Annotated in this window: 29 protein-coding genes; 1 reads left to right on the top strand and 28 read right to left on the bottom strand. The window is 45.6% G+C overall.

The features are described from left to right. Nucleotides 1-15 precede the first annotated feature (15 nt). A complete protein-coding gene (locus C558_RS0106010) occupies nt 16-885 on the top strand; it encodes a YitT family protein (RefSeq protein WP_018755343.1) in 870 nt (289 codons plus the stop codon). 87 nt (nt 886-972) lie between these two features. Here C558_RS0106010 and C558_RS0106005 read toward each other — a convergent pair whose 3' ends face one another. From C558_RS0106005 to C558_RS0105870, 28 genes are all read right to left on the bottom strand, one after another. Then, complete coding sequence (locus tag C558_RS0106005) at nt 973-1866, bottom strand: sporulation protein YpjB (RefSeq protein ID WP_018755342.1); 894 nt, start codon at nt 1864-1866, stop codon at nt 973-975. Between the two features lie 70 nt (nt 1867-1936). Next, nucleotides 1937-2587: a DUF1405 domain-containing protein gene (locus C558_RS0106000; protein WP_018755341.1), complete on the bottom strand. Its 651-nt coding sequence runs from the start codon at nt 2585-2587 to the stop codon at nt 1937-1939. Nucleotides 2588-2655: 68 nt separating this feature from the next. Continuing rightward, a complete protein-coding gene (locus C558_RS0105995) occupies nt 2656-3537 on the bottom strand; it encodes a menaquinol-cytochrome c reductase cytochrome b/c subunit (protein ID WP_018755340.1) in 882 nt (293 codons plus the stop codon). Between the two features lie 17 nt (nt 3538-3554). Then, the gene (gene qcrB, locus C558_RS0105990) at nt 3555-4226 is read right to left on the bottom strand and encodes a menaquinol-cytochrome c reductase cytochrome b subunit (RefSeq protein ID WP_018755339.1); all 672 of its coding nucleotides are present in this window, start codon (nt 4224-4226) and stop codon (nt 3555-3557) included. Between the two features lie 16 nt (nt 4227-4242). Further along, nucleotides 4243-4776 carry a Rieske (2Fe-2S) protein gene (locus C558_RS0105985; protein WP_018755338.1) on the bottom strand — a complete coding sequence of 178 codons (534 nt, stop codon included), beginning with the start codon at nt 4774-4776 and terminating at the stop codon, nt 4243-4245. A 179-nt stretch (nt 4777-4955) separates the two neighbouring features. Further along, nucleotides 4956-5381 carry a DUF2487 family protein gene (locus C558_RS0105980; protein WP_018755337.1) on the bottom strand — a complete coding sequence of 142 codons (426 nt, stop codon included), beginning with the start codon at nt 5379-5381 and terminating at the stop codon, nt 4956-4958. 125 nt (nt 5382-5506) lie between these two features. Beyond that, nucleotides 5507-5686: an IDEAL domain-containing protein gene (locus C558_RS0105975; protein ID WP_018755336.1), complete on the bottom strand. Its 180-nt coding sequence runs from the start codon at nt 5684-5686 to the stop codon at nt 5507-5509. A 271-nt stretch (nt 5687-5957) separates the two neighbouring features. Then, entirely contained in the window at nt 5958-7082 is a 1125-nt protein-coding gene (locus C558_RS0105970; protein WP_018755335.1) for a hypothetical protein, read from the bottom strand. 130 nt (nt 7083-7212) lie between these two features. Further along, on the bottom strand, nt 7213-7800 hold the full coding sequence (locus tag C558_RS0105965; RefSeq protein WP_018755334.1) for a histidine phosphatase family protein: 588 nt from the start codon (nt 7798-7800) through the stop codon (nt 7213-7215). Between the two features lie 108 nt (nt 7801-7908). Then, nucleotides 7909-8499 carry an anti-sigma factor family protein gene (locus C558_RS0105960; RefSeq protein ID WP_018755333.1) on the bottom strand — a complete coding sequence of 197 codons (591 nt, stop codon included), beginning with the start codon at nt 8497-8499 and terminating at the stop codon, nt 7909-7911. Beyond that, nucleotides 8496-9089, bottom strand: a complete 594-nt coding sequence (locus C558_RS0105955) for an RNA polymerase sigma factor (protein WP_018755332.1) — start codon at nt 9087-9089, stop codon at nt 8496-8498. Before C558_RS0105955 ends, C558_RS0105960 begins: the two co-directional genes overlap by 4 nt. Before the next feature lie 618 nt (nt 9090-9707). Further along, on the bottom strand, nt 9708-10808 hold the full coding sequence (locus C558_RS0105950; RefSeq protein ID WP_018755331.1) for a prephenate dehydrogenase: 1101 nt from the start codon (nt 10806-10808) through the stop codon (nt 9708-9710). Nucleotides 10809-10859: 51 nt separating this feature from the next. Next, entirely contained in the window at nt 10860-11957 is a 1098-nt protein-coding gene (gene hisC, locus C558_RS0105945; RefSeq protein WP_018755330.1) for a histidinol-phosphate transaminase, read from the bottom strand. A gap of 19 nt (nt 11958-11976) precedes the next feature. After that, nucleotides 11977-12789: a tryptophan synthase subunit alpha gene (trpA, locus tag C558_RS0105940; RefSeq protein ID WP_018755329.1), complete on the bottom strand. Its 813-nt coding sequence runs from the start codon at nt 12787-12789 to the stop codon at nt 11977-11979. Further along, the gene (gene trpB / locus C558_RS0105935) at nt 12770-13981 is read right to left on the bottom strand and encodes a tryptophan synthase subunit beta (protein ID WP_018755328.1); all 1212 of its coding nucleotides are present in this window, start codon (nt 13979-13981) and stop codon (nt 12770-12772) included. Before trpB ends, trpA begins: the two co-directional genes overlap by 20 nt. Continuing rightward, nucleotides 13978-14664, bottom strand: coding sequence for a phosphoribosylanthranilate isomerase (locus tag C558_RS0105930; RefSeq protein WP_026263750.1), 687 nt, complete (start codon nt 14662-14664; stop codon nt 13978-13980). The genes trpB and C558_RS0105930 overlap by 4 nt, the downstream gene beginning before the upstream one ends. Nucleotides 14665-14678: 14 nt before the next feature. Further along, complete coding sequence (gene trpC, locus C558_RS0105925; RefSeq protein ID WP_018755326.1) at nt 14679-15470, bottom strand: indole-3-glycerol phosphate synthase TrpC; 792 nt, start codon at nt 15468-15470, stop codon at nt 14679-14681. Continuing rightward, nucleotides 15460-16503, bottom strand: coding sequence for an anthranilate phosphoribosyltransferase (gene trpD / locus C558_RS0105920; protein WP_018755325.1), 1044 nt, complete (start codon nt 16501-16503; stop codon nt 15460-15462). Before trpD ends, trpC begins: the two co-directional genes overlap by 11 nt. A 34-nt stretch (nt 16504-16537) precedes the next feature. Next, nucleotides 16538-18088 (bottom strand): anthranilate synthase component I, encoded by a 1551-nt coding sequence (gene trpE / locus C558_RS0105915; protein ID WP_018755324.1) that lies wholly within the window; start codon nt 18086-18088, stop codon nt 16538-16540. Nucleotides 18089-18483: 395 nt separating this feature from the next. Next, on the bottom strand, nt 18484-18855 hold the full coding sequence (aroH, locus tag C558_RS0105910) for a chorismate mutase (protein ID WP_018755323.1): 372 nt from the start codon (nt 18853-18855) through the stop codon (nt 18484-18486). After that, a complete protein-coding gene (gene aroB / locus C558_RS0105905; protein WP_018755322.1) occupies nt 18856-19950 on the bottom strand; it encodes a 3-dehydroquinate synthase in 1095 nt (364 codons plus the stop codon). Between the two features lies 1 nt (nt 19951). Then, nucleotides 19952-21121: a chorismate synthase gene (gene aroC, locus C558_RS0105900; RefSeq protein ID WP_018755321.1), complete on the bottom strand. Its 1170-nt coding sequence runs from the start codon at nt 21119-21121 to the stop codon at nt 19952-19954. A gap of 177 nt (nt 21122-21298) precedes the next feature. Continuing rightward, on the bottom strand, nt 21299-21463 hold the full coding sequence (locus C558_RS34200; protein WP_018755320.1) for a hypothetical protein: 165 nt from the start codon (nt 21461-21463) through the stop codon (nt 21299-21301). A 74-nt stretch (nt 21464-21537) separates the two neighbouring features. Further along, a complete protein-coding gene (locus C558_RS0105890; protein ID WP_018755319.1) occupies nt 21538-22329 on the bottom strand; it encodes a CheR family methyltransferase in 792 nt (263 codons plus the stop codon). Between the two features lie 19 nt (nt 22330-22348). Continuing rightward, the gene (gene ndk / locus C558_RS0105885) at nt 22349-22792 is read right to left on the bottom strand and encodes a nucleoside-diphosphate kinase (RefSeq protein WP_026263749.1); all 444 of its coding nucleotides are present in this window, start codon (nt 22790-22792) and stop codon (nt 22349-22351) included. 61 nt (nt 22793-22853) lie between these two features. Further along, a complete protein-coding gene (locus C558_RS0105880) occupies nt 22854-23828 on the bottom strand; it encodes a polyprenyl synthetase family protein (RefSeq protein WP_018755317.1) in 975 nt (324 codons plus the stop codon). Then, nucleotides 23825-24691: a menaquinone biosynthesis protein gene (locus C558_RS0105875; RefSeq protein ID WP_018755316.1), complete on the bottom strand. Its 867-nt coding sequence runs from the start codon at nt 24689-24691 to the stop codon at nt 23825-23827. The genes C558_RS0105880 and C558_RS0105875 overlap by 4 nt, the downstream gene beginning before the upstream one ends. Continuing rightward, complete coding sequence (locus tag C558_RS0105870; protein WP_018755315.1) at nt 24648-25298, bottom strand: UbiX family flavin prenyltransferase; 651 nt, start codon at nt 25296-25298, stop codon at nt 24648-24650. Before C558_RS0105870 ends, C558_RS0105875 begins: the two co-directional genes overlap by 44 nt.

The following is a 25298-nucleotide window of genomic DNA, read 5'->3' as shown; positions in this document are numbered from 1 at the left end:
ATAGAGAGGGATCCCATGAAATTACATAACTTAGGCAGCACAATCAAGACCGTCATTCCAATCCTATGCGGTACGGCAATCTATGCTTTCGGACTCCTGTATTTCATTATTCCGAATCAGTTGATGGAAGGCGGTCTGACAGGGATTGCGCTTATCCTGAACTATGCCTTTAACGTCAAGCCATCATTATCAACATTACTGCTTAATATCCCTCTGTTCTTCGTGGGGCTAAAAATATTAGGCAAACGTTCTATGGCCTACACGATTCTTGGCGTGTTATCGTTATCTTTCTTCCTCTGGTTAATTGAACTGCTCATTGCAAACGGTGTCATCGATCCATTCAACGCAGAGCATGATATCATTCTAGCTGCCTTATATGCGGGTGTAACGCTTGGGGCAGGCCTTGGAATCGTATTCCGATTCGGAGGAACGACAGGCGGCGTAGATATCATCGCGCGAATTCTAAATCGTAATTTTGGTTGGAGCATGGGTCAAATCATCCTCATGTTCGATGTTATCATCATTGGATCCGCCTTATTCTTAGTTCCGAAAGAAAAAATTCTGTATACCTTCGTGACGGTATTCATTGCTTCTAAGCTGATTGACTTCATTCAAGAAGGTGCTTATGCAGCCAAAGCCTTTACCATAATAAGCGATGAGGCTCCTGCGATTGCCGATATTATTACGAAGGAAATGGAGCGTGGGGTGACGTTAATCCCCGCGATTGGCGCCTATTCAAAGCAGGCGAAGCATATGGCTTATTGCGTTATAGCCAGATCCGAAATGCGAACCTTACAAGGCATCATCCGGTCCGTAGATCCACGCGCCTTCATTATTATTAATGATGTGCATGACGTCCATGGTGAAGGATTTAAAGAAGAATAACGACTCCGTCCTGCATTCCAAAAAAAGAAGCCTCAGGAGCCACGATTTACAGTGGCATTCCAGAGGCTTTTTTCTATATCATAAAATTTATTTATTACGATCCGTGCGGTTACGTAACTTCTTCTGTCGGGCAAGTTCCTGCTCATACTGATATTTGCGAAAGCCCACGTAGGTCAGAACAGTGACAACAACCGCTCCAATGCCTACGATCCAGATCCAAGGGTCTTGACCTGTACCAACTGGCGGAACAAATGTCGGCTTATCCGTTCGTTTCATAAATAACTCTTGGATTAACGGTTTGCCAATGGATATGGCCTCCGATGCTTGTTGCCCCTGGAATGGCTCAGCTTGGGTTGCCGTCTGCAAGAAGGACACATAGGAATCGAACTTCTCGACGAAATCCGCTGGATGTACAATAATGACAGCTGGACGAATGAGTTCGTAATGCTGCTGTAATCCTCTAAAGGCTGAAGCGAACTTCTCCTTACTCGGTGCTTTGGCAGCAGCCTCTAACTGATCCATATCCTCAATAAATGCCTTATAATATTGTGTCCACAACCCATGCTTAGCGTTCACCAGTGCATCTACAGCAAGCCTCATCTTGGCCGTCGTGAGCAACCAACGATCTGGATTTAGACTCACCGCATTTACAGTTCGCTTCGTCTCTATAATGGTGTTCGTCAATGCTCTGATACCTTCGACGGAAGTCAACTGACCTAGCGGGATCTGCTTCAGCATGAGTTCAATCTGCGCGATTTCCTCACGAACCTGAATCGTTTCACCTGATATGGCTCCCTTATAAACCTTCTCCGCCTTTGCTGCGAACTGTTCCAAAACCACCTGCTGATCTTTCTTTGTTGGCACGACTTGTTCGACAACAGGTCGGAGTTCTGTATTCGAATCCGATTTGGAAGTAGCATTTGGCTGACAGCCCACTAACAAACCGCATAATATAATGACCATAAAAAATCTTGAGAACATGGACATCCCCTCCCATACTTACCCTATGTGAGGTTGTCCGCACTTAGAACACTTACCGTGAGAAAGGTTGTTAGCGTTTGGAACGGTGATTGCTCCGTTGTGGACGAGCAACAAAATATGTCATCCATCCCATCAGAAAGCTAACAATCGTGAGGGTAAATGTAAAGTTACGTACGACTGTGATATACGACTCTAAACGATTTGAAAGATATGGATATATGCCAAAAGTATAATCCATGGTGTCATTTAGCAGCGTCCACAAACAAGCGATAACCAGTGTAGCTAGCCCAAAAGTAAAAAAGGGGATATAAATCAGAGCTTCCACAGCCATTGTTAAATGTGAAGCCATAAGCATCCAGTGTTGCCATACAAGTGGATCGCCAAGTGCCGCTCCAGCAAGAATCATCGTAATGGCCCAGATGCCGTATTTGACCGAAGTCACTACAGCTAACGCTTCAACCAGCTTGCGTATCCCTCGCCATAGCTTAGACGTTGGCGGGAAGAGCAGGAACCCTACAGCTATGGTAAAAAACAGTGAAGCCGTTGGACTATCTGGAACGAATATAATCTGCCATAACGGCTTATTATTCAGCGTTTCAATCAATTGACTCTTATACCAGTAATAGCCATAGATCGTCCCAACCCCATTCGAAATAAACAAGGCCCATAAGATCAATCGATTCAATAAGATCTGCTTGCAGTACCACAAGAAAGATTTCACGTACGCGTCTCCTTCCATACAAAGAGAACCTGACCGCCTATACGATCAGGTTCTGTCTAACTATAAGTTTACTGTGCTTTTTTTTGCTTAGCAAGCCAAGCTGCAATACCCGTGATCTGTTCATCGGATAGCCCACTCGATTTCGCCGTATCATACATGGCAGGCATGTTGCCTTTACCATTCTTAATGACACCTAGAATATCGTCTTGAGTGAGCGTATCGCCAATCCCGCGAAGGGAAGGTCCTACTTGACCTTTCAAATCAGTACCATGGCAACTCAAGCAGGTTGCAGTCTTCATCGATTCCATAGCAGGATCATCCGGTGCAACGAGGGCAACTTCAACCGTGCCTTTTGCCGCATTGCTCTTCGGAGGCAGTCCTTCGAGAGCCCGCTCTCTAGCTTCTTCTTCACGTACGATATGCTCAGGCGTTGTTCCAGTAAGCTTCAATTCATCTTCATATCCCATCCAAGAAGTAACCGTTAAATAGATTACCCCGATAAGGCTTAGGAACATGAGCGACGAAGCGATCGGTCTTCTATAGAACCGTCTTTCCTTACCACGATCCAAGAACGGTGCAAGCAGAAGTGCTCCGAACAATACGCCCGGAATACCAACAACACCAAGAACGACAAAGTCTCCGGATGCATAGGGCATTTTCAAAAGCTGATACAAGAACAAGAAGTACCAGTCTGGTACTGGAATAAACGATGCATTCGTTGGGTCCGCTGGATAACCAAGCGGTGCCGGTTCCGAAATCGTAAGTACGAGGAAACCGACTAACATGACGCAGCCTACCATCCACTCTTTCAGTAGAAAGTTCGGAATGAAGGCTTCGGATTTACCCGGATAGGATGTATAGTCCGGCGGAGTCGCAATTTCGCTTCTTTTACGAATACGCGAATCTCCAACATAGACAACTTTTTCTTTCGAATTATGACCATGTGCCACGCGTGCTTCCTCCTCTCTTATAGTGGTCCCGAGATCCCTTGTTTACGAATCATGAAGAAGTGTCCGCCTAAGAGTGCAAGGAGTCCAGCCGGTAAGAAGAAGACGTGCAAAGCGAAGAATCTCGTCAACGTCTGTGCTCCGACGATTGTTCCCCCTTGCAGGAATTCTTTTACGTACGGACCAATGACCGGTACGGAATCCGCAATTTGCATACCTACTTTTGTTGCGAAGTATGCTTTGTTGTCCCATGGTAACAAATACCCTGTGAAACCAAGTCCGAGCATTACGAAAAGGATCAATACGCCAACTACCCAGTTCATTTCGCGAGGCGCTTTGTAAGATCCTGTAAAGAATACGCGGAGCGTATGTAAGAACATCATTACGATAACAAGACTCGCACCCCAGTGGTGCATCCCGCGAACGATTTGACCAAATGCGACTTTGGTCTGCAAGAACTCAACGCTCGCATAGGCATTAATTATGTCCGGAACATAGTACATCGTCAGGAACATACCGGACAAAATTTGAATTACAGTGATAAAGAACGTCAATCCGCCAAAACAGTATACAAATGCGGAGAAGTGATGCGCAGGGTTAACGTGTTCAGGAACCTCGTGATCTGCAACGTCTCTCCACATCGGCGTAATATCAAGACGTTCATCTATCCAGTTGTAGATACCTTTAGCCATCTGATTTTACGCCTCCTTATTTAACTCTTGTGTTATCCATCAAATCGCCCAAGTAGATGAAACCGTTCTCGATTTTCATCTGATACTCTTTTAGCGGACGAGGTGCAACAGCCAAGTTCTTGCCGTCTTTGGTGTAGTGAGCCCCGTGACAAGGACAGTGGTACTCATTCGGGAAATTCTTATCATTGTTCCAACCAATCGTACAGCCTAGATGCTGACAAATCGGGGACAATGCAAAAATCTTACCGTCCTCACTTTTAGATATGTAAGCAGATAATTTGGCATCGCTTTCGTACCAACCATCAACTTGGTGTCTTTGGAAAGAGAATTCTTGAGGTTCATTCGTTATTTTGGTTTCTTCGATAACCTTAATGAACGACCCTTTTTCTTTCTTTTCCAATAACGGATTTACGGCAAAACGAATCATCGGAATTGCTACACCGCCAGCCATAAATGCCGTCGTACCCCCAAGTGTATACGCAAGAAATTGACGACGTGTCATCTCCTTTCTTGCGTTCCCCTTCTTCTCATGTTCATTATGGTTACTCATTCTGTGTTCAACCCCCTTTGCCAACCATAGTTCCTTACGTTTCAATGAATAAAATCACACACTAACTAGGACATAATTATAATATCTTAGGACCTGTATAGCGTCAAGAATTTACCAATACATTTCTAGGAAGTTCACGGAAAGCCACAGGTAAATGTTGCGAATTTGTCACAATTAGTCTAGACATTTTTGTGCCAAAGTTGCTGGATTTTGCGGGTCATGATATGGCTAATATTCTCTTCCTCGGATGGGTTTACAGTGGCTGGAGACAGCGCCAGATCAGCATTCTTAACCATTGCTTCCGTGAGAGATAATTGCGCTGAGATCAGAACTACGTAGGTAAATCCACCTTCTTTGAGATGTTGACAAAATGCATTGACTCTTTCACAATCTTTCTCTTCAGCATAATGGAAAGCAGGATAAGTTACCATCCGTCCTTTGAACGGAACTTCTACCTCGTCCATCCAATCCCTTAGCTGCTCTAATGCCAATGTTGCTTCATATGGCGATTCCTTACCGGTTAATCCTGTGACAGGGAGGAGGCAGGTGTCAAGATACGGCTGCAATTCTTCCCATTGATCGCTTGCTATTTCACTAAATTTCATGGTATCACTCCTCTCCCATCCATTATAAACATAATTTTCCCAGGGACAAGATAGACCATTCAGATCTTCATAAAATTTTTAGCATAGAAGTTCTAACAAAAATAAAGAGCCGCTGGCGCGACTCTTCAATTCATGGATTTCAGCTCATCCGTCAGTATGCGGAAGGAGATCCGATCCCCGGTTGCCAAAGCTTTGTCAATCTCCAGATAAATTTGTTCAGTTCGATATTTGCGCAGTGCCTCATCAAGCACCATTTCAGCTGTTAAACTTAACATCGCTTCATAAGTAACTTTCATTTTATCCATAGGATACACCTCCACACTTACGTCCAAGAGATCCTATATTCCTTTCCTCTCACCGCATCTTTCCATTGTTCGACGCTTATGCCCAATCATCATCTGCCATTTTTGGACGACCTTGGCGGGTGAACCTAGAGAAAGAGTATAGGCAGAAAATTCGTTTACCGGGTGGCACGACCAACTGCCCTTAATAAAGCATATTCAGCGTTTCCACGACCGTTTAGTGCATTCGCCCCCCATTGCTTTGAATGTACTCTCGCCTAAGCGATACACAATCTTATAAATGTGATGGCAGCACAATTTTATCTTCATGGGGAACGTAAACCCCTTGTACAACAGCTCTTCCCATTGTTGTCATCTGGACCATCTGGCCATTTGATTCATCCTCACCGAATCGAAGCAGCCCCAGATGCATCATCATTCGCAGAATTCGCTGTTCCATAATCGAAGCAGCATCGTCATAATAGAACGGCTTAATGAACGGTCCAATAACTTGCTGTAAGGATTGTACAGTTACCCATTCCCGAGTACAACTCTCAATCCAATGGACAAGTGATAGCAAATTGGGAATAGCATTTTTATAGAGACGGAGCCAGAATCGATACATATTCGTGAGCAGTTCCTTCTTCCCGAGTGCAAGCATATCTTGACCGGCCGAAGTCAGAATTAAGCGCTCCTCCCGCTCTTCCAGCAACCCTTGGTAAATCGCATAGTCGTACAGAAATGACAATCGATTGGGATATTCCTTAAACCTTAGACCGTAACCGAATCGCCATCCTCCTTTACCGACGAGTGATTCTGTTACCGAGAGACTCTCAAGCAATTGCTGTTGACTTCTCCGGTACATGACGCCCTCTCCGTTTAATGGGATCGTATGGTTATGTACGAATTTAAGCAGTAAATGCAAATCTTCAACAATCAGCATCTGCTCATCCCGATAGACGGGTGGTTCAGAGGTATAATGCAGCTCGGACTGAAATTTACGTTCCAGAACCGAGCGGAAGCGGTCTTTAAGATCTAGAGGAACTTGGAACAAATAACGCGTCTGTTGAGAGAAGCCGTTAAATAGCCATCCTAAATACTTAAATTTCACAATGGTATCCCTCGGATTCGACGAAAGTATCGCGTCAGGTAGATCGAATTTCGTCTGCTGAACATAGGCGACCAGCTCTTCTAGACTTAATGTCTCGCGATGATCGAACAGAATAGAATTCAAAAATCGCAAGTCTTCTATATTTAGCCGTGTTACATGATCCTCAAAGATGTCCTTACGGCTGACGGTGGAAAGAATGGACTGGATTAGCTCATTCTTCGAGTTCTCATTGCATTCGCATTGGTAGTGTTGTGCAATTCTCGTGAGTTGATGAATATCAGCATAACTAAGCATGTCTGCAAAATTCATTCGGGTTCCTCCGGTCGGTCGCTAACTACGGTTCATGTTCCGTGTAAAACAGGGTCTTTTACATACCATTATGGGGTTTTTATCGAATTTTATTCCCTAGAACGTAAAAAAACGTCCAGCTCCTCATGAGCTAGACGTTCGTCTCTTCTAAATGTCGCGTGCAATTATAAAGGATTGGACTCCACTGAAGATCTCTCTTCTCCAGTACGGTAAAGGAAAGATTCTTAATATTCTCTTGGAATCGTTCTTGGAAGAGCGCGAGATACAACTGCGCAAGAAAACTACCGTGACTTACCATGAGGATGTTCGAATTCGAATGCTGTCCGCTCATATCCTGCAGGAATTGCATCGCCCGAGCACGTACCTCATCATTCGTCTCTTGACCAAGATCCTGGTCCCGCCATTGGTCTCCCCAACGCGCAACACGTTCTTCTTGCGTTGTCCCTTCAACTTGTCCATAGGAACGCTCTATTAGTCGTCCATCCGGAGGAAGTAAAGGAATATTCAATGACTTGGCGATAATCGATGCCGTCTCTTCTGCACGTTGCAACCCACTGGAGATGACATAATCCCATGTATACGTATCCTGTGAGAGTCGATCCGCCAGTAATTTCGCTTGATTTCTTCCGTTCTCGTTCAGCGGAATATCGGTCCGGCCTTGTATTTTCCCAATTAAATTCCAGTCGGTCTGACCGTGTCGTATTAAGCCAATTAACAAGATCTCCGTCTCCCTTATACAGTTTATCAATAATCAGCTGTTAAACTGATCTTGAATCTATATCTATATAAACAAATTGATTATTTGCATATGTCGTCCTAAGAATTCCTATTTTCTGACTCTTGCTAACCAGTTCAAGAGCAGCAAGGAAAAAGTAATTCCTAACAATGAGAGAGCGATCCAATAATGCGGATATGTAGGCACAACTTCTAGGATCGGCGGATCGCCGGCGTAAGCTACTGCAATTTGACTCAAATTAAAATTGGTTGAAATGTTCATATCTCCACCAACGAGCGCATTAATCTGATTCAGTTGGTCTGTATCCGATGGCCCGCCAGCAATCATTAAATATAGAAAACTACATAGGAATATAGCCATAAATCCAGCAATACATGCCGTTGCATTCCGTCTTAGCTTCATTGAGAACGAGTAACTTCGACTCGAGACAGGCATCAGCCAATCTGACTCTGTATAAATTCGCTCCATAACATTTCTGCTTAAATCCATATCGGCTCCATAGATTGTGTCAACGGGCGCCGTAAATTCTTGAATCAGCGTCTGGCTTTCTTCCCATATTCTGAATTGCTGAGTACAATCCACACAATGTTCAAGATGTCGGTCTACATGGAGACGAACAGCATCATCCTCAGGCAAATCCCAATACTCCCCTAACAATTCTTGGACTTCTTCGCACTTCATCTGGATTTCATCCCTTCATATTCCTCGTAAATCGGTTCAGCAAAATAGGGTTCCAATTGATTCTTCACACTTGCTCGTGCACGAAATAACAAGGATTTAACGGAACTCACCGTTTGCCCGAGAATATTAGCGATTTCTTGATAATCCATCTGATCGTATTCTCTTAATATTAGGGCCGATCTCTGCTTCTCTGGAAGATTGTTAATCGCCTCGCGGACTAAGCTAACTTTCTCACTGCGCAGCACCTCTTGCTCTGGAACAATATCACTGGACGCAACAGGCACATACCCGCTCTCATCTAGAGATATACTCGCAGCCTTCTGCTTGCGCAATTCACTTAGTACCGTATTTCGAGCAATTGTATACAACCATGTCGAAAAAGAAGCATCCACCTCACGAAACGAATGCAGGCTGCGAAAAGCCTTGTAGAACGTCTCGGAACATAAATCCTCAGCTAGCAATTCCATTTGCGCGCTTTTGAGCATATGAAAAATAAATGCAACAATCTTGCGTTGGTAACGCCTCATTAGCTCTGCATAGAGCTCGACGTTCCCCTCTTTAATTTCACGAATAATCTGGGAATCGGTCATGAAATACGACCCTCCTTGCCTTTCCAAGAACATCCCAGCTCGTTACATAGTTATACCGAACTGAGTATAAAAAGTTGCGGTGCATTCATCACTTTATTCGAAATCCGCACTTTTATTTACGTTTTTGATAATTTAATCCAGATATTAGGGTAAGATACCTAAATTTTATTGTATCATATCTTATCCTATTCAAAGATAAAGATTTTTTAAGAATTGCACGTCATTCGATGAAAAAATAGTAACTATTGCGTGATATGACCTAAAAAGCCGCGACAATGGAAGTAAATACATAAGATGGTTATAAGACGTAGATAAAGGTCATGATCTGAGTTAAAATCGCGGATACCTATTAGCTATGATGGCTATGGGTAAGTCAACAGGTTATCTTAAATATCGCACAATGTAAAGGCATTAAATATAACCAATAAACCACGGATATCGCAATTTATCACATCAATTATGTAAATGAACAAAAAAAAGACCGCCTAACTTGTAGGCGGTTGCACAAAGTGCAATTATTTGGATAGGAGTGGAGAGAAACCATACTGTACTTTTATTATATGTATCCGTTTTCATTTTGTCAACATACTTTTGCCAAAAAAATACTTCTTCAAAAATTTAGACGTATACTGTGAAGCCTAGTATTGGCAAAACCTGCTGAGCACGGTCCCAATCCTTCTCATTGCGGAACGACAAACGGAGCACGCCCGGAACATCTTCACGGCTCTCGATAATCTGCAGATTGCTGAGGTTCAAGTGTTGATTCCCGAGCTCAGTCGCTATATGACCAATCACACCCGGCTCATCCGGCACATCAACATAGACGTCATACAGCGAAGTGATCATTCCCTTGCGTCGTTCAGGCAGCTGACTGCGGAAGGCTCCCGCTTGCGTGAACTCCTGAATGATCCCCTCCCCATCTTCACGATTCAGAATATCGATAAAGGACGCCACTTGATCGTTCCAATCCTTCAACAACCCAAGCAAGACATTCTTATTGTTGAGTAGAATATCACGCCATATATACGGATCACTGTTCGCTATGCGTGTGATATCACGAAAACCACCAGCCGCCAGACTCTGATATAACGGGTTGGTGTCATTGTATTGTCGAACTTGATTCACGAGCGCAACCGCAATAAGATGCGGTAAATGACTGATCGCACCGACAATATCATCATGAAGCTTCGGATCTACCCGTACAATTTGAGCTCTCGTATATTTCAGAAGTTCTTCTAGGCGATGGTAAGCCTCTTCTTCGACATCTTCTTCTGGTGTGAGCACATAATACGCATTCTCGAACAATAAGGTTGAAGCCGCCTCAACGCCGGATCGTTCCGAACCTGCCATGGGATGGCCGCCGATGAAGGTGACACCCATGCTGCTCCAATCAGTCCGCCGCGCGCATGTGGCAATGGAAGCCTTGGTACTGCCGACATCCGTGATAACGCAGCCTGACTTGAGTGGCAGCTCGCTTAACCGCCGCAAATACTCTTCGAGATTACCTACAGGGACACAGATGAAAATAAAATCAGCATCCAGCGCCGCCTCTTCAAACGACGTCGTCGCTATATCGACGACATGGCGGTCTAAATATTTCTGAGCTGATTTGGGGTTATTGGAGTGACCAATCACCGTGATCCCTGGCTTGCCTTTGAAACACAAGGCCAGAGATCCACCGATCAGTCCTACACCGTAAATTGCAATTTTGATCGACATGTCAGTTCACTTCTTTTATGAAATATAGTCACGCTAAAGATTCTAGGAAATCTATGCTTCTACAGCAACTTCCTGCAATACTTCTTCTAGTGCTTGAATAAATTTGCGATTCTGTTCTTCACTGCCTACAGTCACGCGAATATAGGTTGGATAATATTTATGCCCTGCACGAACAATGATCCCTTTACGCATCAACTCGTTGAAGACGGTCATGGCAGGACGCTGTACATCGAACATAACGAAATTCCCGTGTGCAGGGAACGACGACAGTCCAAGACGAGCGAATTCTGCTTGCAGATAAGCAATTCCTGCAGCATTCGAATCACGGCACTGCCGAATGAAATCTTGGTCACCAAGTGCAGCAAGAGCAGCAGCTTGAGCGAAACGCGATGTATTAAAGGGTTCACGAACCTGATTAATCAGCTTCACAACCTCAGGATGTCCGATTCCATAGCCGATCCGTAAGGAAGCTAGGCCATAAATTTTGGAGAACGTACGCAATGTAATGAGGTTCTCATAGTGCGGCAAGAGTTCAAGACCATCTGGGAAAGACGGATCTGTCACATATTCACAGTAGGCTTCGTCAAGTACAACCAACACATGCTTCGGCACTTGATTCAGGAATGTGACTAACTCTTCCTTGGATACAATTGTACCTGTCGGGTTATTCGGATTGCAGACCCAGACAACCTTCGTCTTCTCTGTGATCCGAGCTAACATGCCAGGGAGATCATGCTTTCCATCAATAAGTGGGACCTGAATACATACGGCGCCCTCAATATCCGTATTATGCTTATACTGCGGGAACGTCTGGTCCGCCATAATCGTCTCGTCACCCGGAACGATAAATGCGCGGGCAATCATAAGAATGATCTCATCCGAACCTGCACCGTACACCAACTGATTCGGGTTCACATTGAAATGCGCCGCTATCGCTGCGGATAATTCTACGGCAAAGCCATCCGGATAAATACTTACTTGCGATAGTTCATTCGCGATTGCTTGCTTCGCCTTCTCTGAGCAACCGAATGGGTTCTCGTTGGACGCCAGCTTGATCACTTCCGCCAAGCCTAACTCCCGCTTCACATCTTCAATGGGTTTACCCGGTTGGTACACCGGTAAATTTACTATATTTGATTTAGGCTGCATCGTAATCATCCTTTCAAATTTATGCCTTTAATTGTCGCACAAAATCTTGGATATGCAAGAACGCTGCATTCCTTGTCGACGGTGAACCAAGGTTCGGCAGCTCATCTTCAATTTTCCGCACAATGGCGCTTCCTACGACGACACCATCACACATTTGTGAGAACATACGGAACTGTTCATTACTTGAAATTCCGAAGCCAACAGCAACAGGCAGGTTCGACGCTGCCTTCACAGATTGAATAAAGGATTCGATCCCTTCATGGAAGGACGAACGCTCACCCGTAACCCCAAGTGAGGATACACAATAAATGAACCCGCCAGCATTACGAACAATGCGTTCAATCCGATCTTGCGATGTCGGTGCAACGAGCGGAATTAAGTGAATATTCGTCTTAACAGCCAATTCACGGACATGATGATCTTCTTCTACGGGCAAATCCGGAATAATAATGCCGCTGATATCGTTCTCAGCAAGCAACTCGAAGAACCGCTCTAGACCTAATTGAAGCACCGGATTATAGTAAGTGAACAAAATGAAGGGTAAATTTACACCCTGCTCTCTAGCTTCCCTCGCAACATGAATACAATCCAGAATGGTAATCCGATGTTTCAATGCTCGGGACGATGCACGTTGAATAACCGGTCCATCCGCAAGAGGATCTGAATAAGGAACTCCTAGCTCTACCATATGTGCCCCTGCTGCTTCCAGCTCCTTAATAATTTGAATCGAAGTTGGGATATCGGGGTCCCCGATCGTTAAGAAAGGAATAAGTGCTGTTTCTCCTGCCGCCCGCAGCTTCTCAAATGATTGATCAATGCGATTCGTTTGCATCCGCGCTACCTCCCAAGTATTTCATGATGGATTCAACATCCTTATCACCGCGCCCAGATAGAGACACGACAATAATCTCATCCTTACCCATCGTCGGAGCGACCTTAACAACCTGAGCGATCGCATGCGCTGACTCTAGTGCCGGAATAATACCTTCCGTCCGACATAATAATTGCAGAGCCTCTAATGCTTCATCATCGCGAATTGGAACATATTCAGCTCTTCCTGTATCTTTGAGATAGGAATGTTCAGGTCCAACGCCTGGGTAATCCAACCCCGCTGAAATGGAATGGGCTTCGATAACTTGTCCATATTCATCTTGTAGTAGATAACTCATCGAACCTTGGAAGACACCCTTGGATCCTTTTGTCATCGTTGCGGCATGAAACTCTGTGTTCACGCCTCGGCCTGCAGCTTCAACGCCGATCAATCGAACGGATTCGTCTTGCACGAACGGATAAAAAATTCCCATCGCATTACTGCCGCCGCCAACCGCAGCCACAATCGCATCCGGCAGACGTCCTTCCGCCTCCAGGATCTGTGCTCTCGCCTCATCCCCAATGACACGTTGGAAATCCCGAACCATCATTGGATATGGATGCGGACCTACAACAGAACCGAGGATGTAGAAGGTATCCTGCACGTTACTAACCCAGTATCTTAACGCTTCATTTCCTGCATCCTTCAATGTTTTCGAGCCGGATGTCACAGAAATCACTTCTGAGCCGAGTAATTTCATACGGAAAACATTTAATTGCTGACGTTTCGTATCTTCTTCACCCATAAACACTTTACACTCAAGTCCAAGCAGTGCTGCGACCGTTGCCGTAGCTACCCCATGCTGCCCTGCGCCTGTCTCTGCAATTACTTTCGTCTTACCCATGCGTTTGGCGAGCAGTGCCTGTGCAATCGTATTGTTGATTTTATGTGCTCCCGTATGATTCAGATCTTCGCGTTTCAGATAGACTTTAGCTCCGCCTAAATGCGAAGATAAACGCTCTGCATAATAGAGTGGTGTCTGTCTGCCGGAATACTGCTTAAGCAAATAATTTAACTCTTCGATAAATGTTGGATCTTGCGTATATTGATGATAAGCTGCTTCCAATTCTAATAATGCGTTCATCAATGTCTCAGGAACGAATCTCCCTCCGAATTCACCGAAACGTCCATTCTGATCTGGTACCTGGTTCATTGTAACTTCACCCTTTCTACAAATGCTGTCACTTTCGCGATATCTTTCACGCCATCCGTCTCTACGCCGCTGGATACATCTACCCCGTCTGGCGCTCGTTCTACGATTAATCGCCGAACATTATCTGGGTCTAGCCCGCCTGCAACGATCAATTTAATACCTGCTGCTCTCGCCCACGCTTGGTAAGGAGCAATTAGTTCCCAATTAAAGGTCTTGCCGGATCCACCAATATATACAGGATCGTAACTATCCAGGAGAAAAGCATCGACGACACCTCGGTAGGCATCCCATGCTTCAGCTCCTTGGTCATCCTCCTGATCTAATTTCATCGAATGTGTTTTATAAATTTGAACATTGCAATTATCTTTCAATGCCTTGCAGAACTCGGGGCTTTCTTGTCCGTGCAGTTGCACGACATCCAGCGGAACCGTACGTAATAATTCCACGACTTCATGCAGATCGGGGTTCACGAACACGCCAACCGCTAAGGGTCTAGACATATTCTGCTCACGCATATAGGCGATCATCTGGGCGGCCTGCTCGAGACTAACTCGTCGTTTACTTCTCGCGAATACAAATCCAATTTGATCGATAGGTAAGTGTATCATCGATTTTAGCACTTCAACGCTTTGAAGTCCACAAATTTTCACGGTGGGAACTTGGACGAGTTGTTCTACATTCATGAGCGCAGCCCCTTTCATTGTACTTCGCCCATCAGATCAACGATAGCTTGTTCTACTGATTTCTGACGCATGAAATGCTCACCGATCAATACGGCATGGGCTCCGATAGACTGTAAATATGTCATATCGGCTGAGCTTGAGATCCCACTCTCGCTTACATTCGTAATCCCTTGCGGCATGAGTCCAATCAATTCTTCCGTCGTTCGAATGTTCGTCGCGAAGGTATGCAAATTCCTGTTATTTACCCCGATTAATGTTGCTGTCCCCAAATCAAGTACCGTCTCAAGTTCCGCACGGTCATGTACCTCGACCAACACATCGAGTCCGATGGACTTCGCTGTTGCAAGATAGCTATTGATCTGCTGTTTCGTAAGAATCGCAGCTATGAGGAGCACGGCATCCGCACCGATTAAGCGTGCCTCATAAATTTGACGTTCGTCGATAATAAAATCTTTCCGGAGTATCGGTACATTTACCGCTTCCCGTACGGCGCTTAAATAAGCATTGCTTCCTTGAAAATATGGCGTATCGGTCAGTACAGAAATGCAATCAGTTCCCGCTTCTTCATAACCTTTTGCCAAAGCGACCGGATGAAAATCCGGACGAATTAATCCTTTGGACGGAGAGGCTTTCTTCACCTCAGCAATTAATCCCATTGCGCGATGACGTCCCGTCGACAAAGCTTTCTCAAACCCTAAACATGCCGGCATGGCTGCAATCTGCCGCTCTGCAATCGATAACTGAAATGATTCCGCTAGTTGTTCCACTTCCAACTTCTTCGTTGCTACGATCCGATCAAGAAACATATGCGATTTCTCCTGTCGTCTTAATAAGTTGTTCTAATTTGGCGAGGGCTCTGCCTGAATCAATCAGATCACCAGCTAATTTCACGCCTTCCTGCATTGTCGAAGTCTGTCCTGACACATAGATGCAAGCTCCTGCATTCGCAAGCACAATATCACGATATGCCCCCTGCTCACCCTGAAGGATGTTCCGTATGATCATGGCATTGGTCTCTGCATCCCCGCCCATCACCGCTTCTAGCGAATGAGTACGTAGTCCCAGCAGCTCCGGATCAATATCATAGGTCTGTAGGTCACCGTTACGAAGCTCTGTAATTCTCGTAGGAGCTGAGATACTAATCTCATCCAGTCCATCGTAGCTCGACACGACCATCGCTCGTTTAAGTCCAAGTTGACTCAATACTCCGCCAATCGTCTCCGTCTTGGAACGATCATAGATACCAAGCAATTGACGGTCAGCACCTGCCGGGTTCGTCAGTGGACCGAGTATATTAAAGATCGTTCTAACACCCAGCTCACGACGCGGACCAGCCGCATGCTTCATCGAAGGATGATAGACCTGAGCGAACATGAAACATATGTTAATGTCATTGAGACATTGGGCTGCAGCATCACTCGTCAAATGAATGTTAACGCCTAGCGCCTCCAGCACATCAGCACTGCCTACACGGCCGGATGCCGTACGATTGCCGTGTTTCGCCACACGTACGCCATTCGCTGAAGCGATGATTGCAGATACCGTCGAAATGTTAAATTTATGAATTCCTGAGCCGCCTGTACCGCAAGTATCAAGCAGTTGGTGCTGTTCTGTCAACACACGGTTCGATTTGGACCGCATCACTTCCGCGAAGCCAGCGATTTCGTCAATCGTCTCTCCTTTTATCCGCATAGCGGTGAGAATGCTGCCGATTTGGGCTGATGTCGCACGCCCTTCCATAATCTCATTCATGATCCCCTGCGCCTCTTCACGCGTTAAATCATGACCACTTATCAGTTTATCAATCGCATCAATAATAACCTGATCTTCTCTACTCATCTCTGCTCCTCCTCAAACTTATCTCAGCTACGGGCTATGCTCTTACGAAATAATCCAAATTCGTATATTGAACTTCATCTTTACGTTGGTTCGGGAAAATCGCTTCTGCCATCCGAATGGCTTTCAAACAGCCCATGGCTTTGTTGACTGTCTCTTGGTACTCATTTTCGGGGATAGAATCCCAGACGATACCGGCGCCTGCTTGCACATAAGCCTTGCCGTTCTTGAAGATCATCGTCCGAATCGTAATGCATGTATCCATATTGCCGTTAAACCCAAGGTAGCCGATTGCCCCCCCATACGCACCGCGTGATTCCCGCTCCATCTCGGCTATGATCTCCATCGCTCGAATCTTAGGTGCACCAGATAAGGTTCCCGCCGGCATACAGGAGAGCAGCGCATCGAAGAAATCTTTATCTCGTCTGAGCTGACCCGATACGTTCGAGACAATGTGCATCACATGTGAATAACGTTCAATCTCCATGTATGTGTCGCAACGTACCGTTCCAAACTCGGATACACGCCCGATATCATTCCGACCTAGGTCAACCAGCATGAGGTGCTCAGCTCGCTCTTTCTCATCTGAGAGAAGTTCGCTTTCCAATGCTTCATCTTCTTCCGGTGTCGCTCCCCGTGGTCTCGTGCCTGCGATCGGCTTCGTCTCGATCCGCCCATCTTTCACTTTTACGAGCGCCTCTGGTGACGCACCTACAATAACCTCATCATCCATTTTTAAATAATACATATAAGGAGAAGGGTTCATCGTCCTGAGCACTCTATACACCTGCAACGGTGAAACCTCTGTCTCCAAATGGAAGCGTTGCGATAAGACCACTTGAAAAATATCTCCTGCTCGTATCAACGCTTTGGCTTGGTGCACATTCGCGATATACTGCTCTTTCGAAATATTCGAGGCGACGTCGCCAAGGTCAACTTGTTCTGGAATCGGTTGGCTGCTCATCATAGCATGTGGAATGGGCTGTCTTAAGCGATCCATCATGGATTCGATTTTGCGAACCGCTTGCTCATAGAGCGTCTTAATATCATTATCTAAGGCAAATTCCGGGATATGAATGTTAGCCATAACTTGAATCTGTTGTTTCATATGATCGAACGCAATGACCTGGTCGCAGAACATAAACTGGATATCATTCATGTTCATATCATCGACAGCATGCGCCGGTAAGTTCTCATAGTATTGCAGCAGGTCATATCCGAAGAACCCGATCGCCCCACCTGTGAAGGGAGGCATTTGCTCATTGGCTGGAGATCGGAAGGAACGCAGATAAGCTTTCAATGTCTCAATGGGCTTCTCTTTCACCCGTTCCACATGACCATTCTTCTCGATTTCAATTGAACCATTCTTACCACGAATCATCAGGAAAGGATCTGTTCCAATAAAAGAGTACCTTGCCCATTTCACACCACCTTCGACACTCTCCAGCAAGAACGCTCTCGGCTCTTGATAGAAGTGTTGGAAGATCCGAATGGGTGTCTCGGTATCCGCCATGATCGTACGAACCACAGGTATGAGGTTATACTTCTCAGCATATTGCATGACTTGTTCTAAACTCGTATTGGTCATATCCATTCACTCCTCACATTCGTGGTATTTGCCGCAGGGTATACAAAAAAACCTCTACCAAAGGTAGAGGTTGGTTAGACTTCGATAATAATTGCCCAGGAGTATGCGGAATACAAGCTAAGCCCATGCCATGATACGACAAGAACTATAACTATACATTATTCCCATGTACTCATCTCAAAAAATAACTAAACTCGACTGGACACTGCTCATCTCAACTCATCTAAACTAGCTCTGCTCTGGCTCTGCTCACAAACACTTACATAATATGAACACTATAACGTATCTGAGGAATACCGTCAATCCGTTCCCAAGAATTTAAATGAATGGGTGAAATCTGATGCATCCTGAAATAACAAAAAAACCTGATCCTCAAGGACCAGGTTCCAAATAGGCTAGATCTGTTCTACGAGATCCGGGCGAAGACGCTTCGCCTCATTCAAGTAGACATGGCGGACTTCATCTTGACGTTTTGTCGTATTTACTTGAACCATGAGTCGGATACAGCGCTCTAATCCACCCTTAACAGGTATTTCAATGGAGCACATGAGAGGGACAAGCTCCCATCCATTCATTTGCCGAATGGCTCTTGCGGGGAATGTAGCATCCAAATCCGTCGTCATCGTCACAAACACAGAGCAAATATCTTCAGGAACGAAATCGTTCACCCGTACAATTTCATTCAACAGCACAATTGTCTCGGACAGAATTTCTTGATCATCATTCGCCGTTACGGTCGTCGCACCACGTATGCCGCGTACCATCACTTAGATTTCCTCCTTCAATTCTATTACCACTTGACGGACGAGTTCCGCAGAGATATCCTTCATAATCTCCACCTGTCCAATCGCAGTCGGTACGACGAAAACCATCGAACCTTCTTTGAACTTCTTATCATGCATCATGGCATCCATGATCTGCTCCACATTCAAATGCGGAGGGATCGATGTCGGCAAGCCAAATTTCGTGAAAATCCGCTTCGTCTCTTCATGGATCGATGCATCAAATCCTAAGTGCTTCGCAATCAGCGCGGAACCCACCATACCAATTGCGATGGCTTCCCCATGCAGCAACTCATTATAACCGGACACCGCTTCAAGCGCATGACCGATCGTATGCCCTAAGTTCAGAATCGCGCGCAAATCGTTTTCACGTTCATCCTCAGCAACGACGCTCGCTTTTACACTGCATCCTTTGTACAATCCATAGCTTAACGATTCTGGTTCCAACACCAGCAAATGCTGCACATGCCCATCGATCCATGCAACAAACTCAGCATCCCAGATCAGACCATGCTTGATCATCTCCGCAAGTCCCGAAGCCACTTCACGGGCTGGAAGGGTGCGAAGTGTATTCAAATCATAGAGCACCATCTCCGGTTGATGAAATGCGCCGATAATATTCTTCGCAAGTGCATGATTCACACCAACTTTGCCGCCAACACTGCTGTCATGTGCAAGGATTGTCGTTGGCACCTGTACGAATTTGATGCCGCGCATATAAGACGCAGCCACAAATCCTGCAAGATCTCCGACAACACCGCCACCCAAGGCAACCACGGTCGAGGAGCGATCCAGCCCTGCTTCGAGCGCCACGGTCACAATTTCTTCGAGTTGAGACAACGACTTCGACTTCTCTCCCGATGGGACAATATAGCTAACCGTACGATAGCCACCCGATTGAAGAGCAGCTTCGAGTACCGACAAATAATGAGGCGCTACCGATGAATCTGTTACGATCATGATTGGACTCTTCGATGTAATGCCACGTTTCGTAAAGAACTGCGCCGCTTGGTGGAGCAATCCTTCACCAAAATAGATCGGATAAGATCTTTCCCCTAAATCAACTATCAGTTCTCTCATATTAGTAACTCTCCAACTGTGCTAAGTAATTGTTCAAGTTGGCACGAATTTCTTCGATGGAATCGCCACCAAATTTCTCTAAAAATGCTCTCGCCACTTCCCACGCAACAACATGCTCCATCACGACGCTTGCGGCAGGAACAGCACAGCTATCCGAACGTTCAACTTGTGCAGTGAACGGTTCCTTCGTATCAATATCCACACTAGCCAATGGCTTATACAACGTTGGAATTGGCTTCATCACACCACGTACGACGATTGGCATGCCATTGGTCATTCCGCCTTCAAACCCACCCAGACGGTTCGTTGCACGATGGTAACCTTGTTCCTCGTTATAAAGAATCTCATCATGGACTTGTGAACCACGAATCTTGCCAGCTTCAAAGCCAATTCCGATCTCACAGCCCTTGAATGCGTTGATAGACATGACCGCTTGTGCAATGCGTCCATCCAATTTACGATCATATTGCACGTGGCTTCCAAGTCCAACGGGTACGCCTTCAATGATACATTCCACGATCCCGCCGATAGAGTCGCCTTCCGCCTTAATCTGATCAATATAAGCTTCCATCTTCTTCTCTGTCTCTTGATCGACAACGCGAACGGAAGACTCTTCTGTAAGTCGAATGAGTTCATTGAGCGGCAAATCATTCGCAGGGGCTTCAATTTCCCCAATACGGATCACTTGCCCACCTACTTTAATGCCGAACTCAGCTAACAGCTGACGAGCAATCGCACCGCAAGCCACACGTGCTGCCGTCTCGCGAGCACTTGATCGTTCAAGCACATTGCGCAGATCCTTCAAATTATATTTCAAGCCACCGTTCAAATCCGCGTGCCCTGGGCGTGGACGATGTACACGACGCTTCTCTTCGTCCGTACCTTCCATCGGCTCAATGTTCATGATCTTCGTCCAGTGTTTCCAGTCGTTATTCTCGACAACCAACGCAACAGGGGCTCCTGTTGTCTTCCCGTGGCGTACACCGCCTACAATATTCGCTGTATCTTTCTCTATTTGCATCCGGCGTCCGCGGCCGTAACCTTTCTGACGACGATGCAATTGGAAATTCAATTCTTCGAAATCTAACGTCAAATTACTAGGCAGTCCTTCAATAATTGCTGTAAGCTGTGGTCCGTGGGTTTCTCCAGCTGTCAAATAACGTAAACTCACGTTGCTTTCCCCCTTTAAACTGTAAAACTGCAATTGGCTAAAATCCGTTAATATCTTGACTCATTATAGTATAGGCGGATACGTTTGACAACCAAGCGATACAAAAACACCTCCACCACGCAAACTCGCGTAAGTGAAGGTGTTCATCATCCGATTTCATTTTCCATGAGGGCCTTGCTATCCGTTAGCTGAATGTTTCTTAAGTGCAATCGGAACATCCGCGAATTGCGGATCATTCATGATCCCTTTCATCTGCACAGATTCAACGCCTAATATTTGCGCACATTCTTGAATCGTAAGGAATCCACGACGATATGCAGCAATGACTTTCCGTTTGTCCATTCTGCGAACCCTCCAAATTTGGCACTTGACCATAGTATTGGCAGGAATCCCGCGTATTATACATCCATGTGGAATTATTTCTTTCGATAGAAGAATGTCTCTGAGGATTCAAGCGAATATTGCGCTGGTGTGAAGATCTGCTCCGTGCTTCCTACGAACAATACGCCGCCTGGTCTTAATGCTTTAGCGAACTTGTGATACAGCTTCGACTTCGCTTCTTCCGTAAAATAAATCATGACGTTGCGGCAAATGATCAAATCATATTGTGAATCGAAGGTATCCTCGAGTAAATTCTGTTTTTTAAATTGAATGGATTGGATAAGTTCAGGTTTGACATGATAATAATCGGCTTGCTTCGTAAAATAACGCTCTACATAATTCGGCGGAACTTCCTTTAGGGACCGTTCCTGATATAACGCATCTTTCGCACGCTGCAAAGCGCCATCATCAATATCCGTGGCATGAATCTGACTAGACCGGAGCAAGCCCGCTTCGGCCAAGATCATCGCTAATGAGTAAGGCTCTTCACCCGTGGAACACGCCGCGCTCCATAATTTCAACCGTGGGTTAGTTTTATATAATGTCGGCAAAATATTCGTTCGCAGAACATCCCACCGATTAGGGTTTCGCCAAAATTCCGATACATTGATCGTCATCCGATCCAAAAACTCATAGAACAACACTTTGTCTTTCATCATCGCATCATAAAAAGCGACAAACGTGTTGTATCCATGTTTAAGGCGAAGCGTCGTTAGACGACGCTTCATTTGTGCCTCTTTATATTGCGCAAGATCAATACCGGATTTCTCCTTAATCTTACGTATAAATACAGTATAGTCTTCATCTCTCTCTAATAGGTTCTCCATCCAAACATCACCTTTCGGACTAGATCCAAGGTTTAATTGCTCTCTCATAGCTGACTAATTCATGAGGTTCAAAGAAGTTGTTAATCTCACGCTCTGCACTCTCTGGTGAATCGGAGCCGTGGATTAAATTGAAAGCCGTGTGGACAGCGAAATCTCCGCGAATCGTCCCTGGAAGCGCATCCAATGTATTCGTCTTTCCAATCACCGCACGAGCTAATGGAATGACTTGATCTGCTTCCCATACCATGGCGAAAACAGGGCCAGACGTAATAAAATCGACGAGTTCTCCAAAAAACGGTTTCGCCGCATGCTCTGCATAATGAAATTCGGCCTTCTCGCGCGGAATTACCATTAATTTAGCCGCGACAAGTTGAAACCCCTTCTTCTCAAAACGACTTACGATTTCCCCAATGAGACCGCGTTGTACGCCATCTGGCTTAACCATTAAAAATGTTCTCTCCACAACTTTCACCCCTCAAATTAGTCAAAAAAAACTATATATGCAATCGTTCACTACCTTCATGTTAGTAGGAACGCTTCGCAACAAAGTGAGCGATGTCGGTTAAATTCTTCTTCGCCTTGCTATTCGGCAATCCTTCCAAAGCACGCAATGCCTTGGCGATATATCGATCCGCCATTTGCTCAGCCAGATCAAGACCTTGACTGCCACGAATCATTCGAATCGCAGTGGACGCATCATAATTGCCTTCCTGTCGTTGAATCTCTGCGATCTCGGACAGCAATGGTTCCCGAAGCTTGTCTTCTTGGAGCGCGAGCAAGACTGGCAATGTAATGTTGCCTTGACGCATATCACTGCCAGGCGGTTTGCCAATTTGCTTCTCCGTCCCGCACAAATCGAGCAAATCATCGCGGATTTGGAAAGCCATTCCTACATTGTAACCGAATCGATATAAAGCTGCACTAATTTTTTCAGAAGCGCCCGAAGCTACTGCTCCTAGCTCACAGCTTATTGCGATCAACAAGGCTGTCTTACGCCGTATTCTGAGCAAATAGTTACGTATCGATTGATTCGTATTAAAGAAATCTCTTAACTGCTCCAATTCACCGATACACATCTGGACAATGGCCTTCGACAAGATCTGGTGAACCTTTGGATTATGTAATTGGGTGACAATGGTCAATGCCTTGGCATAGAGGTAGTCCCCCGTGTACATGGCAATTTTATTATCCCATTTGGATTTGACCGTGAGCTGTCCCCGTCTTGTATTCGCATCGTCAATCACATCATCATGAACGAGCGTAGCCATATGAATCATCTCGAGTGGAACAGCAACATACTTCAGCTGCTCCAGATCATAGGTCCCGAACTTGCCAGACAGCAGTACGAAGACAGGGCGAAGCCGTTTCCCCCCTGCCTTAAATAAATGCAATGACGCTTCGCTCAGCAACTCATGGTCACAGCGAATCTCCGACTCAAGCTGATTCTCGATGAATTGCACGTCTTTCTTCATCGTCGTATAGAGTTCCATTAGTTTCATTCTTTCACCTGTGTGACCGTATTATCTGACCAAATGCAGATTTCAACTTCCTTATCGATAAGCCCGAGTTCCTTGCAATATCGGAAATACAATTCTAACCCATTTTGCTGCGATTGTCCAAAATCATGGCATAATCCTCCAAAATATCGACGCCAGTAAGTTGGTGTACCTCCAATTTCAATGGTAGCTTTACGTACGATCGGCTCAACATCTTGCTTAATTCGCTCTCTGCTGTCATGGAATGCTCGCAGAATCGAACGCATCTCTTCTGGATAGTTCTCCGTCACTTGACGAGACACAGCCCAGACCGCAAAAGTCATCCACTCGCCAGTAAAAGCATTCCAACGTTCACCCAGATCCATCACTTCATAATCGGTATGCTGCCAATCTGCTCGAATCGCATGATCTCCAATGAGGAGGGCCGCATCCGCTTGTTCCATCATCTCAGGGAGCGACGGATCCATCACGAGATAAGTGGGTGAACCGCCATAGAATTTCTCGATAATAATCTTGAGTAAATTTACCGATGTTGCTGAGGTATTCGTTAGTGCGATCGTACCATGCAGCACCTCTTCAAGCGGTTTCTTCAAGAACAATAGAATCGATCGAACAGGACCAAATGCGCTTACTGATAAATCAGGGAAAAGAACATATTTCTCCCAAGATGCGCCATAGGCAAACGACGAGATCGGGCCCAAATCGATTCTTCCTTCGAGCATTGCTTGATTGAGCTGTGCTGGGACTTGATGCGTCGTCTCCACGTTAATTCTTAGTTGCTCTGGACAAAAATGATAAAACACCGGCCAGACATTCGTATAATTAATCTCTCCGATGCGAATCGGACTGCTTGACTTGCTGCTCATCCGAATCCCCCCATCTGATGTACAATTCATGATCGATATGGACCTGATCGAGCACCTTACCAACAAGGAAGTTCACTATGTCGTCCAAGGTCTGAGGCCCATAATAGAATGCTGGCATAGCCGGTACGATTCGAACGCCCAGCCGTGCCAATTTCAACATATTTTCTAAGTGTATTGCGTGCAGTGGTGTCTCACGTGGAACGATGATGAGCGGACGCCCTTCCTTGAGCATCACGTCAGCAGCTCGTCCCATCAGATTATCTGATGCTCCGTGAGCGATGGACGATAACGTCCCCATCGAACAAGGCATAATAAACATTCCGGCTGCGCGGAAGGATCCACTTGCAATGCTCGCGCCGATGTCTTGTATCGGGTGATAGATATAGTGACCTTCATAATGCCCGAACTTCTGGTTCAATACATCTTGGCGCTTAACAACTTCCCACCCGAGCTCTTCTTTGATCACACGCCATCCGGCATCCGTGATGATGATATGCACTTCAAACCCCGCTGCAAGCAGGACCTCGATCAACCGAATTCCATAAATCGAGCCGCTAGCACCCGTGATTCCGACAGCCCATCGTTTCGATTGCGGCATGATGTTCAT

The organism is Paenibacillus terrigena DSM 21567 (genome assembly GCF_000374845.1).
In the GTDB taxonomy this organism is placed as follows: Bacteria; Bacillota; Bacilli; order Paenibacillales; family Paenibacillaceae; genus Paenibacillus_K; species Paenibacillus_K terrigena.
This window is presented reverse-complemented; position numbering and strand designations above follow the sequence as displayed.

Bases quoted from the DNA above. Each gene is read 5' to 3' on its own strand.
- C558_RS0105955 (WP_018755332.1), bottom strand. From the start codon at position 9,089: ATGACCGATTCCCAGATTATTCGTGAAATTAAAGAGGGGAACGTCGAG.
- C558_RS0105875 (WP_018755316.1), bottom strand. From the start codon at position 24,691: ATGAGCAGCAAGTCAAGCAGTCCGATTCGCATCGGAGAGATTAATTAT.
- aroB (WP_018755322.1), bottom strand. From the start codon at position 19,950: ATGAGAGAACTGATAGTTGATTTAGGGGAAAGATCTTATCCGATCTAT.
- trpB (WP_018755328.1), bottom strand. From the start codon at position 13,981: ATGAACCAGGTACCAGATCAGAATGGACGTTTCGGTGAATTCGGAGGG.
- C558_RS0105870 (WP_018755315.1), bottom strand. From the start codon at position 25,298: ATGAACATCATGCCGCAATCGAAACGATGGGCTGTCGGAATCACGGGT.
- C558_RS0105970 (WP_018755335.1), bottom strand. From the start codon at position 7,082: ATGAATTTTGCAGACATGCTTAGTTATGCTGATATTCATCAACTCACG.
- C558_RS0105930 (WP_026263750.1), bottom strand. From the start codon at position 14,664: ATGAATGTAGAACAACTCGTCCAAGTTCCCACCGTGAAAATTTGTGGA.
- C558_RS0105890 (WP_018755319.1), bottom strand. From the start codon at position 22,329: ATGGAGAACCTATTAGAGAGAGATGAAGACTATACTGTATTTATACGT.
- C558_RS0105975 (WP_018755336.1), bottom strand. From the start codon at position 5,686: ATGGATAAAATGAAAGTTACTTATGAAGCGATGTTAAGTTTAACAGCT.
- C558_RS0105985 (WP_018755338.1), bottom strand. From the start codon at position 4,776: ATGAGTAACCATAATGAACATGAGAAGAAGGGGAACGCAAGAAAGGAG.
- trpD (WP_018755325.1), bottom strand. From the start codon at position 16,503: ATGAGTAGAGAAGATCAGGTTATTATTGATGCGATTGATAAACTGATA.
- qcrB (WP_018755339.1), bottom strand. From the start codon at position 4,226: ATGGCTAAAGGTATCTACAACTGGATAGATGAACGTCTTGATATTACG.
- trpC (WP_018755326.1), bottom strand. From the start codon at position 15,470: ATGTTTCTTGATCGGATCGTAGCAACGAAGAAGTTGGAAGTGGAACAA.
- C558_RS0105980 (WP_018755337.1), bottom strand. From the start codon at position 5,381: ATGAAATTTAGTGAAATAGCAAGCGATCAATGGGAAGAATTGCAGCCG.
- C558_RS34200 (WP_018755320.1), bottom strand. From the start codon at position 21,463: ATGGACAAACGGAAAGTCATTGCTGCATATCGTCGTGGATTCCTTACG.
- hisC (WP_018755330.1), bottom strand. From the start codon at position 11,957: ATGCAGCCTAAATCAAATATAGTAAATTTACCGGTGTACCAACCGGGT.
- C558_RS0105880 (WP_018755317.1), bottom strand. From the start codon at position 23,828: ATGAAACTAATGGAACTCTATACGACGATGAAGAAAGACGTGCAATTC.
- C558_RS0105960 (WP_018755333.1), bottom strand. From the start codon at position 8,499: ATGAAGTGCGAAGAAGTCCAAGAATTGTTAGGGGAGTATTGGGATTTG.
- C558_RS0106005 (WP_018755342.1), bottom strand. From the start codon at position 1,866: ATGTTCTCAAGATTTTTTATGGTCATTATATTATGCGGTTTGTTAGTG.
- trpE (WP_018755324.1), bottom strand. From the start codon at position 18,088: ATGACCAATACGAGTTTAGAACAAGTCATGCAATATGCTGAGAAGTAT.
- C558_RS0106010 (WP_018755343.1), top strand. From the start codon at position 16: ATGAAATTACATAACTTAGGCAGCACAATCAAGACCGTCATTCCAATC.
- trpA (WP_018755329.1), bottom strand. From the start codon at position 12,789: ATGCAAACGAATCGCATTGATCAATCATTTGAGAAGCTGCGGGCGGCA.
- C558_RS0105950 (WP_018755331.1), bottom strand. From the start codon at position 10,808: ATGTCGATCAAAATTGCAATTTACGGTGTAGGACTGATCGGTGGATCT.